Origin of the sequence: Xanthomonas hawaiiensis (genome assembly GCF_031834635.1) — a bacterium.
In the GTDB taxonomy this organism is placed as follows: domain Bacteria; phylum Pseudomonadota; class Gammaproteobacteria; order Xanthomonadales; family Xanthomonadaceae; genus Xanthomonas_A; species Xanthomonas_A sacchari.
The window spans coordinates 3510941-3527948 of the sequence record NZ_CP115873.1 but is presented as its reverse complement, the minus strand read 5'-3'; the positions used below and the strand labels follow the sequence as shown (position 1 = coordinate 3527948).

14 protein-coding genes are annotated in these 17008 nt (G+C 54.8%); 8 read left to right on the top strand and 6 right to left on the bottom strand.

The genetic code is table 11. From position 1 onward, the window contains the following. The first annotated feature begins 141 nt into the window (after positions 1–141). The 6 genes from PG878_RS15085 to PG878_RS15060 all read left to right on the top strand — a co-directional run bounded on the left by PG878_RS15085 (position 142) and on the right by PG878_RS15060 (position 5919). The gene (locus PG878_RS15085) at positions 142–1314 is read left to right on the top strand and encodes an SH3 domain-containing protein (protein ID WP_209031033.1); all 1173 of its coding nucleotides are present in this window, start codon (positions 142–144) and stop codon (positions 1312–1314) included. A gap of 48 nt (positions 1315–1362) precedes the next feature. Further along, the gene (locus tag PG878_RS15080) at positions 1363–1620 is read left to right on the top strand and encodes a hypothetical protein (RefSeq protein ID WP_311185977.1); all 258 of its coding nucleotides are present in this window, start codon (positions 1363–1365) and stop codon (positions 1618–1620) included. 92 nt (positions 1621–1712) lie between these two features. Next, positions 1713–3350 carry a UvrD-helicase domain-containing protein gene (locus tag PG878_RS15075; protein ID WP_209031034.1) on the top strand — a complete coding sequence of 546 codons (1638 nt, stop codon included), beginning with the start codon at positions 1713–1715 and terminating at the stop codon, positions 3348–3350. Between the two features lie 33 nt (positions 3351–3383). Beyond that, complete coding sequence (locus PG878_RS15070; RefSeq protein ID WP_209031035.1) at positions 3384–3791, top strand: hypothetical protein; 408 nt, start codon at positions 3384–3386, stop codon at positions 3789–3791. A 633-nt stretch (positions 3792–4424) separates the two neighbouring features. Then, positions 4425–4925 (top strand): hypothetical protein, encoded by a 501-nt coding sequence (locus PG878_RS15065; protein ID WP_209031036.1) that lies wholly within the window; start codon positions 4425–4427, stop codon positions 4923–4925. A 103-nt stretch (positions 4926–5028) separates the two neighbouring features. Continuing rightward, the gene (locus tag PG878_RS15060) at positions 5029–5919 is read left to right on the top strand and encodes a MobA/MobL family protein (protein WP_209031038.1); all 891 of its coding nucleotides are present in this window, start codon (positions 5029–5031) and stop codon (positions 5917–5919) included. Positions 5920–6143: 224 nt separating this feature from the next. Here PG878_RS15060 and PG878_RS15055 read toward each other — a convergent pair whose 3' ends face one another. After that, positions 6144–6536, bottom strand: a complete 393-nt coding sequence (locus PG878_RS15055) for a hypothetical protein (RefSeq protein WP_425611750.1) — start codon at positions 6534–6536, stop codon at positions 6144–6146. A gap of 37 nt (positions 6537–6573) precedes the next feature. Further along, positions 6574–6885, bottom strand: a complete 312-nt coding sequence (locus tag PG878_RS15050) for a hypothetical protein (protein WP_209031040.1) — start codon at positions 6883–6885, stop codon at positions 6574–6576. Between the two features lie 133 nt (positions 6886–7018). Between PG878_RS15050 and PG878_RS15045 the strand changes: the two genes are divergently transcribed. Both PG878_RS15045 and PG878_RS15040 read left to right on the top strand, forming a co-directional pair. Then, the gene (locus PG878_RS15045; RefSeq protein ID WP_209031041.1) at positions 7019–7387 is read left to right on the top strand and encodes a helix-turn-helix domain-containing protein; all 369 of its coding nucleotides are present in this window, start codon (positions 7019–7021) and stop codon (positions 7385–7387) included. 342 nt (positions 7388–7729) lie between these two features. After that, a complete protein-coding gene (locus PG878_RS15040; protein ID WP_209031042.1) occupies positions 7730–9370 on the top strand; it encodes a MobA/MobL family protein in 1641 nt (546 codons plus the stop codon). 242 nt (positions 9371–9612) lie between these two features. On the opposite strand, the gene PG878_RS15035 is transcribed toward PG878_RS15040, so the two are convergent. The 4 genes from PG878_RS15035 to PG878_RS15020 form a co-directional block, all read right to left on the bottom strand. Then, a complete protein-coding gene (locus tag PG878_RS15035; protein ID WP_209031043.1) occupies positions 9613–10815 on the bottom strand; it encodes an SIR2 family protein in 1203 nt (400 codons plus the stop codon). A gap of 67 nt (positions 10816–10882) precedes the next feature. Continuing rightward, on the bottom strand, positions 10883–12586 hold the full coding sequence (locus PG878_RS15030; RefSeq protein WP_209031044.1) for a UvrD-helicase domain-containing protein: 1704 nt from the start codon (positions 12584–12586) through the stop codon (positions 10883–10885). 18 nt (positions 12587–12604) lie between these two features. After that, positions 12605–14398, bottom strand: coding sequence for an ATP-dependent nuclease (locus tag PG878_RS15025; protein ID WP_209031045.1), 1794 nt, complete (start codon positions 14396–14398; stop codon positions 12605–12607). 405 nt (positions 14399–14803) lie between these two features. After that, positions 14804–16726, bottom strand: coding sequence for a putative bifunctional diguanylate cyclase/phosphodiesterase (locus PG878_RS15020; RefSeq protein WP_209031046.1), 1923 nt, complete (start codon positions 16724–16726; stop codon positions 14804–14806). Between the last annotated feature and the right edge of the window lie 282 nt (positions 16727–17008).

The window sequence follows — 17008 nt, the reverse complement described above, 5'->3', positions numbered from 1 at the left end:
GGGAATTCGTTTATTGCTTGTCGCGGCATTTGAGACATAAGTATGTTTGGCTCGCCTATAACGGAGCCTGGACGGCTGCTGTCTACTTGCACGTGCTCTGAATAGTCTACGATGTGATCCATTAGCACTGGAATGAATGCAATGAGTCAAAGCCATGATGAAGAGGGCCAGTCGACTGGTAAGTCGCCTAAGAAGTTCAAAGTGGACATTGGCTCCTCATTGTCGCGAGATCATGGGACCGATGGCAGACTTGGTGACATCCTAAGTAAGACACTTAGCCATCTTGATCCGACGACATCTGTCGGGCGGGCACTCAAGCACGCCAATGGACTCCCAGGGGCGATGTGGCGTCAGCAGATGATGCATGGCTTTGGGAATTCAGAAGCCACAAAGTTGTTTGAGTCTTCCATTTTTGGGCCAGGGCGACTCGTCGAACAACTGGGCCGGACGGTTGCCTTTAACAGCATTTTTGCTTCAGAGGCCCGCAGATCATTTGAGGGTAACCTAGGTGATGTCGCCTCAATCGTGAGTCAGGCTCGCATGCACGTCCGGGACTTGCATGAAGAATTCACCGCGAAAGTGCCGAGGATCGGCCAGAGCCTTCGCTCCATCGATGAGAGCTTTGCAACCACAACGCGCATGCTCAGTCACTTCGGAGAGTCACTCCAGTTGGCTGGCCGGATAGCAAAAACCGCTGAATTTCAATCTTGGCGTGACAGCGTATCGGTTGAAGACATAAAGGCACTCGCTGAAGCGGCATTGACTGATCTGGAAAAGGTTGATGTCCAACATGCCGATGACGCTTCCGTAAGCGTTGAACAATCTGACGCGGGGGAGAAAACAACGCTTTTAGTATTGTGGTTTGTATGGTTAACAACTTCGGTGCGTGAAACTTTTTCAAATCCGAAGCAGCGGCAGGAGTTTCTCTCCCGGGTGCTTGCTGTCTTGATGTTTATCTATAGCGATATAAGTGCTGATCGAGATCAGGCTGAATTGAGCTCTGAAATCCATGAACTCAGAGAAGCAATGTCTTCTGGAAAAGAGCAGCAAAAATCTGACATGGCTCGTTTGACGGATGCGATCTATGCGCAATTAGCCCTTCAAGCCGCAAGCCAGAGTTTCGAGGTGTCTGCCCAGAAAGCGCCTATGCGTGATGAGCCTGATGGAGCGTTGATTGGAGAACTTCATCAAGGCGACGAGGTGCAAGTGTTGCAAGCGAAGGGCAAGTGGCGCTATGTGCACGCCGCAAGCGATGAGGGAGATGTATTCGAAGGCTGGGTCATGAAGAAGCATCTTCGTCGTGCAGATTATTAGACTTTCGGCGGCAATTGCTGGTTTTATTACTGATTACTTGGGGTCGGCATGACTGAACTATTTCGGGAAATTACATCTCGCTTTCGGTCGGGCGTGACGCGGCTGGTCGCCCGGTTAATTTCTGAGCATATTAGGCGCATCCGCGAGGCGGCTTACAGGGAAGGCGAGATTAAAGGCTTGAAGAAAGGCCGGGTTATTGGAAAGCAAGAGGGCTTTGCAGAAGGCCGACTTGTCTATGATGTTATTGAGCTGCTCCGCTGGAAGCTAAAGAGGTTGATGCCGGATTGTACGGGCCGGCGCGGTTAGGTGACGCTGTAACAGCCGCCAATATGCGACAAGATGTTGCAGCTAAGGTGAATGCAGGTCTCATCAAGGCGCCGACTCAGGAGCAATGGGAAATGATCCTGACGGATCATCCAGCCACTTGCGTTTCGGCTGGTGCAGGTTCAGGCAAATCAACGACCTTGGTGCTTCGGGTAGTTTATATGCTCGAATATCTAAATATACCTGACCAAGACATTACTGTAATCTCGTTCACTGCGAACTCTTGCGATGAGCTTAGAAGCAAGTTGATAAAAATAATGAGTTTTTGGAGGCCCAATGTAAGCGAGCAGGAATGGAAAGCGTGGTCGAAAGAAAAAGTGCGTACCTTTCACTCATTGCTCCATCGCATGGCCCAAAGCGAGCTGCCAGGCCGATCTTTTTTTGAGTTGATCAAGAAAGGCGAGGCAGACCAATTCTTGGAGGACACTGCAAGCGGTGACATTGAAAACCCGGCAAGCGGCTCTCGTCTAAATGAGGTGCAAGTTACGCTTCTAGCTGAGGCATATCGATCGCTATTTTGCTCGGATGCTGATTTTCGGCAGGCAATCTTGGAGTTGCTCAGAATGGAATTGGCTTCTAAGCCGCACGGCGGGAGTGAGCCGATTAAACCTGGGTTGGTCTATTACTCTGCCGAGCGCGATGCCGATGTGATCAAGCGGTCTAATCAGACTTGGATGGGCAACGGTTGGCCGTTTGAGGGCATTGTCGAGGAATCGATCGAGTTAGCCAACTTATCAGGCGGGAAGAAGTTTCTATCCAACGGGGTTCATCAATCCACAAGAAAACCAGTCGTGTTGGGCTTTGCGCCAGGCCTGAAAAAAGCTGAAAAGGATCGCGCTGTGGGCGTTGGCAAAGCGAAAACCGCATTTGCAGCAGCGTTAGCAGCAAGAACGAGAATTTTAGCCAATCATGCGCAGAAAGATTATATCTATATCAAAGACGAGGCGGCATTAGAAACATATTTGATTTGGGATAAATATGTAGCACAGAGTGAAGGCGATCCGCAAAAATCTTACGTCCCGATGTTTAAGGTCAAGCTTGACGGTGAGATCAAGCCGATCTTGATTTATGAGTCTTTGTTCGCGCAAGGTTCTTTCGTCGAGACGCTAGGAATGGATGTAGTGGCTCTGTTAAGAAAAATGCCAGCGCCGCAACGCATCGATGCGACCGTTCATTTCTATCGTGCCCTTGGACGTTATTGGCCGCATTTGAATGAATTTTTGAGGTCAAAGAAGCTCCATACATTTAATCGCGCATTCCTGATGTTGAGCAGGTCTTCCCAGCTAAGCAAACTATCTACTTCGGCACCATCTGCAATGCGTCATCTACTTGTTGACGAATTTCAGGATATTTCGCCATTGATCGTGTCTTGGCTAAAGTCCGCTCAAAGAACATTGCTAGAGCAAGATCAGGTGGCGGGAGTCAGCATTATGGCCATAGGAGATGACTGGCAGTCCATTTACGGTTGGCGAGGTAGTTCACCTCAGCTCTTCATTGATTTCAATCGTCACTTCCCTGTTCACACTTCACTATGCTCGACCAATCCGTTGTTGTTCCGAGAAAATTTTAGGTCCGTAAGTGCGATCGTCGTCGACGCAGCGAGGCTTATTGATCGAGTTCAAAAGAAAGTGACGAAGGAATGCATTTCTAAGATAAAGACACAAGCAGGCGATCATGGCGTGAAGTTAATGACTTACGGGGATGCAGAGTGAGCGCCGAGCAATGAGCAATCCGTTGAAACTCTCGTGCCTTTCATCGAAAGTGAGTATAAGGCCGCCCTTTCTGGCAAAGGGGCAAGTCCAGAATTGGTTATTGTGATGACTCGAAGCGGCAAGATGCGGGATTTGCTGTCGCACCATCTGCCTGGGAAAAATTTTCCAGGTTTGAAGGTGTGCACTTATCACCAAGCTAAAGGGCTTGAAGCTGATACTGCAATTTTGATTGAAGACTGCTGGGTGGAAGGAGGCTATTCTTTGCGAAATTTGTTTTATGCCGCAAGTGGGTTATATGGGGGTTACACTTACGATGCGGCGGCTCGTGATGAAGCGCTTCGCTTGGGCTACGTGGGTGTAACCAGAGGCCGAAAAAAAGTCTTCTGGCAGGTGCCCAAGGTTTCAGATGAGGGAGCGGCATCGAGTTATCGATCAAGCTAAATCACTCACTAAACATGCTTTTCATCTGTGCCGCGTGATCAATGTCCCAAAGGAAGTTGAGAGCTTTGCCAGAAGGAAGATCTAGGATATGCTCAAACCAAAGCCTTTGGCTTAGCAGGTCTATCGAAGCGTCCACAGGAACTCCACATTTCCAATTCCCGTCGAGTTTTTTTGTTGCTATCCGTAGGCTGTATTTTGCATATCTTATGAATAGTTTTCGTCTTGCGTGAACAGGGAAGTGCTTCTTCAAGATTTGATGTCGTTGTGAGTAATCCAGCCATTTTATGAAATTGAATTGTCTCTCACAGGAAGACCAAAAATTTTCTGCTAAGTGCAGATTTCGTCCAGGGTGTCGCTCGGTATAGATGACAAGTGCCCAGTAGGGGGCTTGTTCACTCCAGTCTGCTGCCGCATGATCCGTGTGATAGCAGATTTGGTTCTTTTGAATGAAAGGCTGAAAATCAGAAGTTCTGAACACGTTACTACAAATGACATGAAGTTAACCACGTTAATTCGTTTAGATAATTAGTCAAGTTAATTTGCAGTTGGCGTTCGCCGCAAGTGGAACATATGCTCGTGCTACTCTGTCGATGTTTAGCATCTGACCCTACAGGTCATAGGCGAGGTGAAAAAATGACTTTCCCTGCAGAAGCATTTGCAGAGCGCATCCCGCAAGATCTTTCGGCAGGGAGCATCTTCCTATTTCGGGGCTCTTGGGCGCTTCTTGTCGATAATCAAGCAGATCCCAGCGAGCCCAGCGCGTGCTTCGTGATGCTTCAAGGCGAGCGGGTGGGGACCGTCTTCAAGGTAGCCCAAGGTATGCCGCCTTGCCTGACGCTGGCCGAGCCGTTTGATTGGTTCGCAGCTATTCCCGAAGGCGCTATGCCAGACCCCCAAACCTTGGAAACGGCTTCGTTGTCTGTGACCTCCTCAGGCCCAGTGGTGGTGGGAGGTATTCCAGACCGGTGGGGCGATGCCGCCAAGTTCGCCTTCGGTATGAGAGGGCAGTTCGTGTGCGAGGCGCCGCATGGAGCTGTAAGACGGTTTGCGAAGTGGAGCGCTGAGCTTTGCCATCCAACCCGTCCATTCGTCAGTTTGGGACGTCTCTTCGAAGTCGATCGAAATCCCCGCTGATTCCATCATTTAGGCGACGAAAAGCAGCAAGAAATAGTGATCCCAAAAGCCTTGCGCTTCTCAAAATCTAGAGAAATTGTTTCTCCAACATTAGGAGAAACGCATGACCATCTACCATACCCGCATCAAGACTTACAGCCGAACAAAAGGGCACTCTGCGATCGCAGCTGCCGCCTATCGCGGCGGCTATTTGCTTATCGATCCCAAGTCAGGTGCGCGCCACGACTACCGGGGTAGGGCTGGCATCATCCAGTCACGCTGCTTGGCACCGCCCGGTTCGCCGCCATGGGTAGATGATCCACAGGCGCTTTGGCCGGCTGCAGAAGCGGCGGAGCGACGGCACAACAGCACGGTGTGCCGAGATTTCGCCATTGCGCTGCCGCACGAACTTGATGAGCCCAAGCGGTGGGAGTTGGTGCTCGATATCGCACATCGCTTGATTGAGCGCTTTGGCTTTGCATTGCAAGCGAGCCACCATCGACCGACCAAAGATGATCCTCGCTACTTCTATGCCCATTTGCTTGCGACAACCAGGCGCATGGAAGCCTGTGGTTTGACCGAGAAGACGCGTGTGCTCGATGGGCGCATCAACGGCCTGGCTGAGATCCAGTGGATCCGCGCCATGATCGCTGATCGGATCAATGCACACCTTGCACAGGCCGGCATTGGCGATGCGGTTGAGCATCGGCCCTTGACGGAACGCTTGGAAGCGATGCGAGGCAACGGGGCTTTTGTGCAAGGGCAAGCAAGCTTTGAGCAGCTTCTGGCCCGTTATCGCCAGGAAGGGCGACTGTTGGGCGTGCCGAATGGCCACAGGGCGGAACAGGCCCAACGAGAGCGTCAAGGACCGGGCATAGATGCCTCTACTTGTGAGACTTCGGTGGCCCAGATGCCCATCATGCGGGCATCCACTGACGGACTCAGTTCAAGTAGGGACGACGAAGCTCTGTCAGCAGCCCAGGGAGATCCACACGACCATCCAGATAGTCGTTGAGCGCATTGGCCATGTGCTGATCAATGCCAAAGCCAGCTGCATGCTGTTGGGTGATCCAACCTTCGACATGGGTCTGGCGGAGTTGATGCTCTTGCGGGTCGAGGGGCGTAGCAGGGGAGTGGACGGCAGAAGGCATGATGACGAATCCAGTGTTGAGATCCTTCGATTCGTAGCAGAGAACACTTCGCCGTCAAGCCCGGGCACCTCGCCTCGTGATTGCTTGGTCAGAGCTTCAACTTCTCGTTGATCGCTTGACTAACAAGTTCGTACCAGCGGTTCATCTCCGTCTCGTTCCCGAACTTGATCGTCCAGACGGGATGGTCAATGTCGCGAACATTGAGCGTGAGCGTGCCCTCATGACGCGAGTTGTGCCAATGCTTTTCCCAAGCTCGCACATCGCTGAACTGATAAGTCTTGATGTCCCGGCCGGACCGCACCTTCACTGCTGAGCGAGCGGTAGAAAGTGCAATGTCGGTGTTCTTATAGCCGTAGTAGCGTTCGAAATTTTCTTGAAAGTCAGCACTTGTGCGCCGCGTTTTCAGCGTCTTGCTCATGGCGAGTGCGATCAAGGTGCCAGCGCCAAGTGCGAAGAAAAACAGCAGATTCCAGATCGTCATGAGTCATTCCTTGTAGTGAGGAGTGCGAGCATTGGCGTCACTGGATACGACCAGTCACTTTCCATTCGCCTCGGATTTCGGAAAAGGTGTAGATCCCGTCCAGCTCGTTTCCGAAGTCGTGTTCGGCTGCTTGAACTTTGGCGCTCACGTCGCACGAGTAGCTTGGTGCGCTTTCCGACTTATCACACCTACTGCTTTCGAAGTCTCGGATCTTCGCGTTATCGCTGCCTTCCTCTTTCATGTATTGCAAGAAGGCTCGCTGTCGTTGGTCCTTGGAAGGCCCGCCGCCTGAGCAACCAGCCAAAAAGACGATCAACATCCCGACAACGGTAAGGCGTGCGTTGCGCATACAAAGTTCCTAAGAGTGAGAGGGCAATGGGGAGCTTGAACTTGACGCGCTGGTATGTTACTGAAAAAGTAACAGACACGACAAGTAGGAGGCGCCATGCTCGTTCGTCACATTGCATGCCTGTGGTCACGTTTTGGATCCGAACGACGCTCGTCTCATCTTCGCCAACCGCCTCCGTCACGCGCGCCAGCAGGCCGAGCTGACCCAGGAAGCCTTGGGGGTTGCCATTGGACTGGCACCTGAGGTGGCCAGGACTCGCATCAATCGCTACGAGAAGGGCGTCAACGAGTGCGACTTACGCACCGCTAAGCGCCTTGCCAGCGAACTGGACATGCCACTGGCTGCTCTATACGCCGAGACCCCCGAGATTGCCGATGCCATCACTGCGCTGACCAAGCTTTCAGTAGATGAGCAGCGCAAAGAGAGCCTCCGATTGCAGCGCAAAGCCGGCTTCAAAAAGCCGGCCTCGGCAGGCGCCCGCAAGCGTGGCAATCAGAAATAAATCACGCTTGTTTATCTACAGTTAATGTTTATAAAGGAGCCTTTGCTGGCTCTTTGGAGTGTGGAGGCGAGTGCTTTGGTTGCGAGCGTTTGCCTCGGATACGGCTAAACCCCGAATTTGAAAGCAAGAGCGCACTGATGGTTTTCGATTCTCGAAAACCGTGCGCCGCCGCTGGCGCGTCGGTGCGGTGGCCGTTGGCCACCTCGTTGACCGGCGTAAGCCGGTCAACAGATCAAAAAACCCTGAGATTTTAGGCACACAAACGCCACTGTCATCGGCGCCTAGACAACTCGAAGATGCTCTTGTTTTATGTTTTCTCCACAAACATGAATAGGGGCCTAGATGGCTATTTATCACTCACACATGAAATCTTTTGGTCGCGGCAAAGGCGACTCATCCGTCGCGGCAGCAGCTTACCGAGCGGGCTTTGATCTGGTCGACGAGGCCACAGGTCTGCGCCACGAATACTCGCGCCGTTATGGCGTTGCTTTCGCCCAGATGCTTGCACCCAAGGGCTCGCCCAATTGGTGCCTAGACGCCGAGAAGTTCTGGAACGCAAACGAGGCTGCCGAGACCAGAAAGAACGCGCTCGTGGCCCGCGAGGTGGAGGTTGCGCTCCCGCAAAGCCTCACCGATGAGCAGCGCAAGGACCTGGCATTGAGCCTTGGGCAACTGCTTGTTGATCGCCACCAGGTTGCTGTGCTGGTTGCCGTCCATCTGCCGAGTCGCGATGGAGACCGGCGCAACCACCATGTGCATTTGCTCATGTCCTCGCGCCAGGTCGGGCCTAACGGCTTCGGTGAGCGCGCAGGAACGGAGTTCGATGCCAGGCAAGGGGAGGGCACGCGCGCAGTGCGTGCGCTTCGCAAAGAGATTGCGGCCGAGATCAACCGGCACCTTCGAAGAGCGGGCATTCATAAGACCGTCGACCCAAGAACCCTGCAAGCCCAAGCCCGGGAAGCGGCATTGAACGGAGACTTCGAGCGCGCCCGGGAACTAACGCGCCGTCCCGGCAAGCACATGGGCAAAGCGAAGGTCGCGCTGATGAGGAAGACCAATTTCACGGCAGAAGTGCGGGGGCGGCACGGGGCAGACGCAGCCATTGCGCTCTCGAACATCGTTGCTGCGCATATGAAAGCCAGTGGTGCGCTTGTGCAGCCAGTGCCGTCGTCACACAGTCACGCTGCAGCGCTTCGAGACCGGGCTATGGCACAGACCTCAACAAGGGGCAAAAGGCAATCCGCACAGCTTAGAGCGCGGGGGGCGGGGCGCGTCCAACAGATCAAAGAACGCTTGGCTCGCCAAGCTGCCCCCCGCCCAGGGCTTTACACGCCTTACAGTGGACAAGCTCGACATCTCAGTAAGGTGACGCGTCTGGCTCGCTCCTCGGGCCGACCAGACTCAGAGGTGCTCAATGCCGAAGCGCAGCTGATCGAAGACTGGCTGGAAGCCCAGCGAGAGGTCGCGCAGCAGTCTTTGGAAGTGCTTCGCCAGATCCCAGGCATCCAGATTGAGCCAGAGTTCGAGCGTGCTTACGCCACGCTTGTTTGCCGGAGAGTGGATAGCTACCCCACCAAGCCGTTTCTCTTCGAAGACACCGAGATGCTCTCTCGGTCAATCAACAAGTATGCGCACACCTTGGTGCGGCCCTACAAAGCGCGCATGGCCGTGCTCGATGCACAGGCCAAGCTTGCCGAGCAGGCAGACAGTCCAGACGCGCGAGTGGTGGCAAGAGCCAGGCAGCGTGTGGCGCGAGCCAGGCTGCATGTATCCCCTCGGATCCAGGCGATCCAAGCGTGGCGGATCAAGCAGGCTAGGAAGGCGATGGTGGAAGCGGCTGAGGCCTTAGAAAAGAACTTCAAGATCCAGTCGATCGAAGTGGTGACGCCTGAGACAACGGTTGGGGATTTGCCTTTGCCTGATGGCGAGGCTGGAGTAGCGCATTGGGAGTTGAAGTTTCGGCCGCCAAGACCGGGGCTGTGACAGCTCAGAGGCTTGTGATCGTGACCGAGCAATAGACTGATGGTGCATGGAGGCGTTGAGCCCAAGGATAGGGCTGTCGCGAAAGGTCCTCGCCGAATGATCGGAGCAGCGCCGCCTGCCATGGGCACCCAGCGCGGAGACTGCGGTCCAATGCCAGCGACACAGTAGCGCTGTATGCGGGGCTGTCAATTTGGCTTTCTCTTTTCCACCTGGTCCGAGGTTATTATCGGAAACGAATGCATTCAAAAAACCTCGATTCTTCTTAAAACAGCATCGAAATGCTCGCTTGAGAGAAATGAAGAAAAGCCCCCGGACCATACGGCGGACCGGCTATTTTCATCGACGGTCCAGCTCTCAACGTTGCAAAAGTCACTCGCTCGCAAATTGCTGAAATTTATCTTTAGGTCATGAAACATTGAAATGGTCTGGTCGGTTGGGTCAAAGTTATAATTGTTGTATAAGGAAAATGCATCCGGCCAATAGCTGACATAAACTAATGGGGTGTTTGGGTTCTGTGTTCTTGCATCGCGAAGCCAATTGTTCAGGTGAAGATCTCCAAGCCCGCTCCCTATTACCAGTATGAGATCTGCTTCCGTTAGTTCTGCTCCAAGGCCCGCATAATAAAAGGAAAATGGCTTCTCTTGAATGCGTCCCAATTTATCTAATCCGGTTAGCACGGCGCTACGATCAATTGTGGTGCCATCCATCCTATTGATCCCGGAGCCAGAAAAGCTTGAATGTCTGATCGCCTCCTTAGTGGATTCAAACCATGCCAGTTCTCCAATATCTCTTCCGAGGTGTGGGAATCCAAGATGCACGGATCCATGGAGGTGAAATATCCCAGGCTGATCCCAGTCTTTTAAGTAATCACTAGGGCTAAAGCTAAAAATTCCGGGCGCAAGCTGATTTGTAAATCCTGTAAAAAGACCTGGCCAAGCTTGCTCAAAAAATGTGTCGTAATTGGTTGAGTAGATCCTGGGGGTGAAGTTGTTAGATAGTTTTTTCAGAAAATCTTTTAGTTCGTATAGTGGCAAATTGGGGTGTTCAGATCTCTCTGAGCAAATCTTGTAAATGGCTTCCAAAGTGCTTCTGCAGGCTGCTCTTAGAGCGGAAATGCTGATGGAGTAATTCGGTTTGACGAATTCATTAAGTATGGGTTTGAATTTTGGGACGGCGCCTTCAGTGACGTGCATAGCCGCCAGTTCATGGAGGACGTGATAAATTCTCTCGAAATGAGCTTCATTTGAGTGAGGGGCATAGTAAGATTCAAGCTTCGACTTTATTTTGCAATAGGCGTCATAACCGCCCTGGATTCTGCAATATTCGTCGTTAGCCAGGTGATCTTCGATGAGTTTTCCAAATGCTGCTGTGGCAGGGATGCCATATTCTATGGAGGCGCCCGCACCGACAATGATGAGCGCTCGCTTTTTAGTATTAAAATCCATTTTAAAATCCTTTTGTGAAGGCAATTTATAATTTTTTGAACGTGCTGGCCTAGAGCGGCTTCCGTCATTAAGGCAGCAGACGGCAGGGGTCCCTCGATGGCGTCATGATTGCAACGGCCGAGCGTGCACGGGTGGCAGCAACATGCAAATTGAAACGTGCGGACCGCTCTGAGTCAGCCCCATGATTGCGAAGGTATCGATTGTATAGGTCCTCAAATACAACCACCTCATCGAACTCTTTTCCCTTCGCCTTGTGGATCGTCATGACGATAACCCCCTGTTGTGTTCGCGAGCTAGCGGCGAATTGGTCCTCCACAAGAGCAGCGCGCAGCAGCTCTCTCGCATTGAGATAAGAACCGTGAGCGCGCCAGGCCTCCGCCAGACGAGTCTCGATCTGCGTTCCACGGCGCAATAGCCTCATGTGTCGTGCCTCTGTGGCTACTGCCTGAATCTCTTTCCTGGCGTTGCCTGTCATCAGGTTACGAATGGACAGCCAGTCAGAGAACGGATCTCCACTTAGTGCTAATTCTTCTACATCAGCGACCAATTGGCGCACGCCGGCTCCAACCGCTTGGCCGTAACCGGTTTCGCCGCGTTGGCGGACTCGTGCAGCTCGGTCGAGGAGCTTGCGAGCTGTTTCGATTGCCGTGGCGGACGCCCGTTCCTTGCGTCCGGTTTCCAACAAAGCCATGGCGTCTAGAACGTCCGCGCCGAGAGAGTGGTTCGGAACTCTTGGCTCCAACAGTAAGGCGATGATCATGCCCGCAAGCATTGGTCCTTCCATCGACACTGCGATATCAACCGGATAGCTCGGCAGACCATTGGCCTCCCTTCTCATGTAATCAAAGACGTTCACTGCGAGCTTGTTGGTGGGCACAAGCACCGCGATTGACCATTCAGGGCGACGGCGATATCTGCCCGCAGTGCGAAGAACTCGCTCTTTCAGCGGGTGGAGACTTTGGCCGCCATAACGCACAACGGAGACTCCAACATAGGGTTCAGCTCGGTAGTTCCCGCTTACAAGTGCATCAGCGAATAGCGCAATGTCTGTTCCTGCGCTGCGGTTGTTCTCGCTTTGAAAGTCAAAGGTCGTTGGGTCGAAAGCTTCGATGAAGTCATCGAACCGCCTTGGGTCGGCGCCTTTGAAATCATAAATGCGTTGCTTTGGATCCCCGAGCGCGATCAAAGTGCTACGGCGTCCAAGGCAGGCAATCATTGCCCATTCCTCGGCGTTCGTGTCCTGAAATTCGTCGAGGATGATCACCGGATAGGCGTCACCAATGGCGCGAGCGACTACGGGTAGCAAGTCGAGCAGCTCAGCTAGGAGGATTGGAAAAAGATCAAAGGCTACTAGACCTTCTTCTTCGAACAAGCGTCGCAGCTCGCGTGCGCGGTTTTCTTCCAACACGCCCGCTAGACGAGATCGCTCGTGAGCTGGAAGAAGTAGCGATACACCCGGGCGAGTGCCTAGCAGATAGGCGTGGCTTCTTAGGATCGACCATGCAAAGCCGTGGTAAGTATTGATCTCGATTCGAGCCAGTTGATCGCGCGGCAATGATGCGGTCGCCTGCTCAGCAACCCGCGCCACAGTGGCGCGGGCGAAGCTGACGAACAGGGCCTTGCCCGTGCGTCCCAGTCGGCCAGCCCTCAAGTCTTCGCATGCCTTTGCAAGTGCGATGGTGGTTTTGCCCGAGCCGGCTCCACCTCGCACCGCGATATGCCCTTCTGTTGCGAGAAGGCGCAGCCGTTGATCGCAAAGAACAATGGCCATTGCGTTCCCTAACGTTCGCTATGCCACCGGCGGCACGATGAGGGGAAGGGGCAGAACCGGATGTGCAGCCGGGCGTTCTACCATCTCGCGCAGACTGCGCAGTGTTTGAACCATCGATGCTGGCATATGTCCGACCTGACACTGCTCAAAGAACAGTGTCAGGTAGTCGTCGCCCTTCTTATGGCGCATCAATGTCATGAATGGTTCTATATAAGCTTCATCCGGGCTGCCTTCTGGAGGAACAATGCCTGCTAAGGCATGCGGCCACTCTTGGTTGGCAACCAGCCATTTGACGAACCAACTCTGCATATCGGTTCGAACCTCCGCTCTTAGCAAGTGCTCAAAACCTGCATAGGGTTGCTCGAAGGCTCGATCACATGACGCGGCGATCGCCGCGCGTGCCGCTGCTAACTGCTGGTCGAAGATGGTTGCGACCGTCTTTCCTAGCTGTCGGAAGAACGCTGCGAATGAGGCGACGTTTGTTTCGCCGCCAGCGTCAAAAGGCACCCAGCCAAGCGAGTCAAGCCGCTTGAAATTTTGAGGTGCCAGCAATGCCAGGCGACGGGACACAGCACTGTAAGCGACGAATTCTGTCTTTCCTTCAACGACAACGACTCGGCGGGCGAGTAGGGCTTCACAGAAGCGGGTGCGAAAGCCATCGCGAAAGAGCTTCAATTTCAAGTTGATCGGAAGTGAGACTGGTGTTGCAGACATGACACCAGTCGGGTCGCGTCGCATTACCGTCATCTGCTCTGGCTCGAACTGCTCGATTACGTAGGGGGAGTGCGACGTGAACAGCGCCTGTGAGGCAAGCCCTCGGACCTTGTCGACGACCCGCTGTTGGACATGAGGGGGGAGTGAAAGCTCAGGTTCCTCCATGGCAAAAATTACGCGTCCCCGGCGGCGCTCAGCGATGAGGCCCAGCATTGAGAGAACCAACGCATTGATCGTGCCCGAACCCTGGTGCTGAAACGGGGCGGCGTAGCCCGCAACTCCCGTTGCCAGGAATGATTTCAGAACCCGCCTGAGATCTTCGCGTGTCAGCTCGGAAACGCGCAGATGCGGAGCGTCTGCCCATTCTCCGGGCACAATGTCTCGCATGGCCTCCTGAATAGCATTGAGAATTCGTCCGAACTCCTCATCCTCGGCACCGACGACATCTAGGGGACGTAGCTTGTCAAGCAGCCCCTCCCACATCTTCGTCCGGACTTCGTAGGTTCTCAGGATGATGTCGAGAAGCGAGCCGCGCTCCATCGAGAGCGCGCGCGAACCAGTGCGTAAGGCCCTGAGGTGCAAAAAGCCGAATTCGCGCTTGTCGCCGGAGCGGCATTCGCTCGTAGGAGTTCCATCCTCTGCCCGGGGCACGGCAAACCAGGTTTTAGCTTCAAACTCGTCTCCTTCCGGATCGTATTTCCCCTCGAATCGGATACGGACTGCGGGCACGACGCCTTCTTGGGCGACTTGCCGAGCCTCGCCAGGTTCCAGCAGACGTTGATCCGTCTCCCGCCAAAATTCGAGGTTGGTGCGGAAGCGCTGGCAGTGCTCTGCGTCCAGATCAGCAATCACAACCTCGATCGTGATTTTGGGCGCTGGCTGGTCGCCTGCGGCTTGGTAGGCGCCACCGAAGAAGTCGTGCTCGTCAATCACCTGGTGCCGGGCCAGCCGATCAGCGCCAATGGCTAGTTCGATTGCCTCGAAAACGGTGGACTTGCCGGTGTTGTTGTCGCCGAGGAGGACCGTAGTCCCCGCTATGTGCAGGGTAGCGCTGCGGATACCCCGAAAGTTCTCGATCTTGACGCGAGCAACACGCATGGTTCCTCCCGCTGGCAGCTCCCATGCCGCCATCCCCAAGGGCAGGATAGCGCATGGTCCGGGGGCTCTGCTCGCTTGCCTCGGCGTGCGGTTCTAAGCTATGGTTCATAGCTAGCAAGGTATCGTTCGATGTATAGGTTTTCGACCCTTTAATTCTGCCCGAAATTTAGGTGAATCAATGGGTTAGGGTGAGTTGGATTCGGTTCCCATCGCCCGCTCCAGTCCATTTCTGCTTGCATGCAGTCATCTCTGTACAGGGAGCAGCCAAGAGCCGGGTGGGGCGTCGCTGTTCCGCTTCCGCCATGTGCCTCCTCTTTGTTCTGCGTAGCCGGGCGATCCGTCCATTCACAGCGTCGGACCGAACAGCTGTCGTGCCGTCGCGCGACAGCGCCAGGCCGGAACAGGTCAAGGCAGCGCGGCGATCAGCTTCGGGACCTCGTCGGCCGGCACAGGCCGGGAGATGTGATAACCCTGGCTATAGGTGCAGCCGAGATCCGTCAGGATTTGCAGCTGTGCCGCATGTTCCACGCCTTCGGCGACACAGGCGACGCCGAGATTGTCGCAGAGCGAAACGATGCCGGAGACGATGTTGCGGCTTGCCACGTTGTCGCACAGGTCGGTGATGAAGCGCCTGTCGATTTTCACCTTGTCCAGCGGGAGTTGGTGCAGGTGGCTCATGCTGGAAAAGCCGGTGCCGAAATCGTCGAGTGCGATTTCGATGCCTGACCGCCTTGCAAGGTCCAGCTGACGCCGCGATCCTGCAAAATCGGAAAGGACGGCGGTTTCCGTGATCTCGAAGATCAGGCGGCTCGGCGAGATCGAAGACTCCCCAATCAGGCAAAGCAGCTCCTCCATGAAGGCGCGGTCCGCCACATCCGTGGCCGAGATGTTGATGGAGACCTTCATCTCGTGCGGCCAGTGCTGCATGTTGACCAATGTGCACGCCAGGATCTGTTTGGTCAGGGTCTGAATGAGTCCAAGCTTCTCCGCCAGTCTGATGAAGATGTCGGGCGGCACGGCGCCCAGTTGCGGGTCCGTCCAGCGGCAGAGACATTCGAAGGCGATGATGTCGCCTGTGGTGGAGCGGGTGATCGGTTGGTAGACGGGAAACAGCCGGCCTAGCGAAACGGCGCGCCGCAGGGCCCTCTCCAAAGACGCTTCCGACGCGCGCAGACGTTCCAGATCCTCATTGAAAATGGTGCATCTGCCGCTTCCCTCGCCATCGCCGTGGCGAAGGGCGTATTCGGCAAGTTCGAAGACCGTCTCGACATAGCGGGAATGTTTGGGGTAACAGGCAAAGCCCACCGAACAGCCGATGGCCGCGCGGATATCCCCGGCCGCAACGGGCTGTTCGAATGCAGCCTTGAGACTTGTGCCGATTTGCAGCAGCGCCTTCGGGACGATCGGATCGAAGATCAGGAGGGCAAATTCATCGCCTCCGATGCGGCAGACGGTGGAATTGGCCGGAACCGCACTTTCGATCCGCTTGACCGCTTCCTTCAACACGATATCGCCGATCTGATGACCGTGATGCTCGTTGATCGAGCGGAAGCCGTCTATGTCGATGATGCCGATCGCCAGGGCGGTACTGTCCGTCGCGCCATTGGCGGTACGCGAGCGACACTGCTGGATGAAATATCGCCTGTTGGGCAGCCCGGTCAGCTCATCGACGCTGGCCAACCGGATGTTTTCGGCCGCGAGGAACTCGGCCTCGACCCGCGTCGCGATCAGCTTCTTGAAATCGTGCTGGTAGCTGAACATCGAGACGACCATCGTGCAGGCCATGATCAGCGCCAGGGACCCCGCCGCCGTCCCGCCGGGCAGGCCCAACTCGACGAACATCCAGGTGCAGGGGAGCGTCGTCAGGCAGATGACGATCAGCGACATCACGCGGATGTGCATGGTACAGACGAAACAGCAGATGCCCACGCCGAAGATGCTGAATGCCAGATACAGCCGCATGCCCTGATCGGACGCCAGGTAGATCAGGATGTCGTTGACGATGCTGATGAAGCCGCCGACAACGCAGATCATCATGCTGTACATCATCCGGCGCATGGCCCCATCGCGGTCGATCTCGTCCTCCCCGTGCCTGACCCACCAGATCGCGGTGACCAGGGCGATCAGGCAAATACCGACTTCGGTCGCTCCTGCCGCTGAGACCGGGTCCAGATCGTCCAGCATGAAGAACTCGATCAAGCTCGATCCGACCAGGCAAGCCAGCAGCATCGGCATCTTCGCCGCAAACGAGCGGTATTGCGCGATGCGGAAGTGATGGTCTTGCGCAGGCGTCTTGGAGGCACCCGAGTGCCAGTTGAGGAAGGACATTTTTAGCCGTGCGCTACGCTAGTGAATGGCGACGTATGTATCCATACAAGGGGTCTGCGACATCATGATGCGCGCAAGAGGGCTGCTGCGCCTTTGCGTGGTATCCCGATCGTGCCTGCTTGGGGAGGCCTTGCGTTCGGCATCGGGACGAAAGCGCATGCGGGAGGGGTAGATTCCAGGGGCGGCAAAGGTCCTCTTGCAGCACAGGGCGACGCGGTGTGAAGGCGTATGCGATCTCATGATGCTCCTTAAGGGACATCCAATCGAGCGGCGGCTTTGCTG

Bases quoted from the DNA above. Each gene is read 5' to 3' on its own strand.
- PG878_RS15085 (WP_209031033.1), top strand. From the start codon at position 142: ATGAGTCAAAGCCATGATGAAGAGGGCCAGTCGACTGGTAAGTCGCCT.
- PG878_RS15080 (WP_311185977.1), top strand. From the start codon at position 1,363: ATGACTGAACTATTTCGGGAAATTACATCTCGCTTTCGGTCGGGCGTG.
- PG878_RS15075 (WP_209031034.1), top strand. From the start codon at position 1,713: ATGATCCTGACGGATCATCCAGCCACTTGCGTTTCGGCTGGTGCAGGT.
- PG878_RS15065 (WP_209031036.1), top strand. From the start codon at position 4,425: ATGACTTTCCCTGCAGAAGCATTTGCAGAGCGCATCCCGCAAGATCTT.
- PG878_RS15060 (WP_209031038.1), top strand. From the start codon at position 5,029: ATGACCATCTACCATACCCGCATCAAGACTTACAGCCGAACAAAAGGG.
- PG878_RS15055 (WP_425611750.1), bottom strand. From the start codon at position 6,536: ATGACGATCTGGAATCTGCTGTTTTTCTTCGCACTTGGCGCTGGCACC.
- PG878_RS15050 (WP_209031040.1), bottom strand. From the start codon at position 6,885: ATGCGCAACGCACGCCTTACCGTTGTCGGGATGTTGATCGTCTTTTTG.
- PG878_RS15040 (WP_209031042.1), top strand. From the start codon at position 7,730: ATGGCTATTTATCACTCACACATGAAATCTTTTGGTCGCGGCAAAGGC.
- PG878_RS15035 (WP_209031043.1), bottom strand. From the start codon at position 10,815: ATGGATTTTAATACTAAAAAGCGAGCGCTCATCATTGTCGGTGCGGGC.
- PG878_RS15030 (WP_209031044.1), bottom strand. From the start codon at position 12,586: ATGGCCATTGTTCTTTGCGATCAACGGCTGCGCCTTCTCGCAACAGAA.
- PG878_RS15025 (WP_209031045.1), bottom strand. From the start codon at position 14,398: ATGCGTGTTGCTCGCGTCAAGATCGAGAACTTTCGGGGTATCCGCAGC.
- PG878_RS15020 (WP_209031046.1), bottom strand. From the start codon at position 16,726: ATGTCCTTCCTCAACTGGCACTCGGGTGCCTCCAAGACGCCTGCGCAA.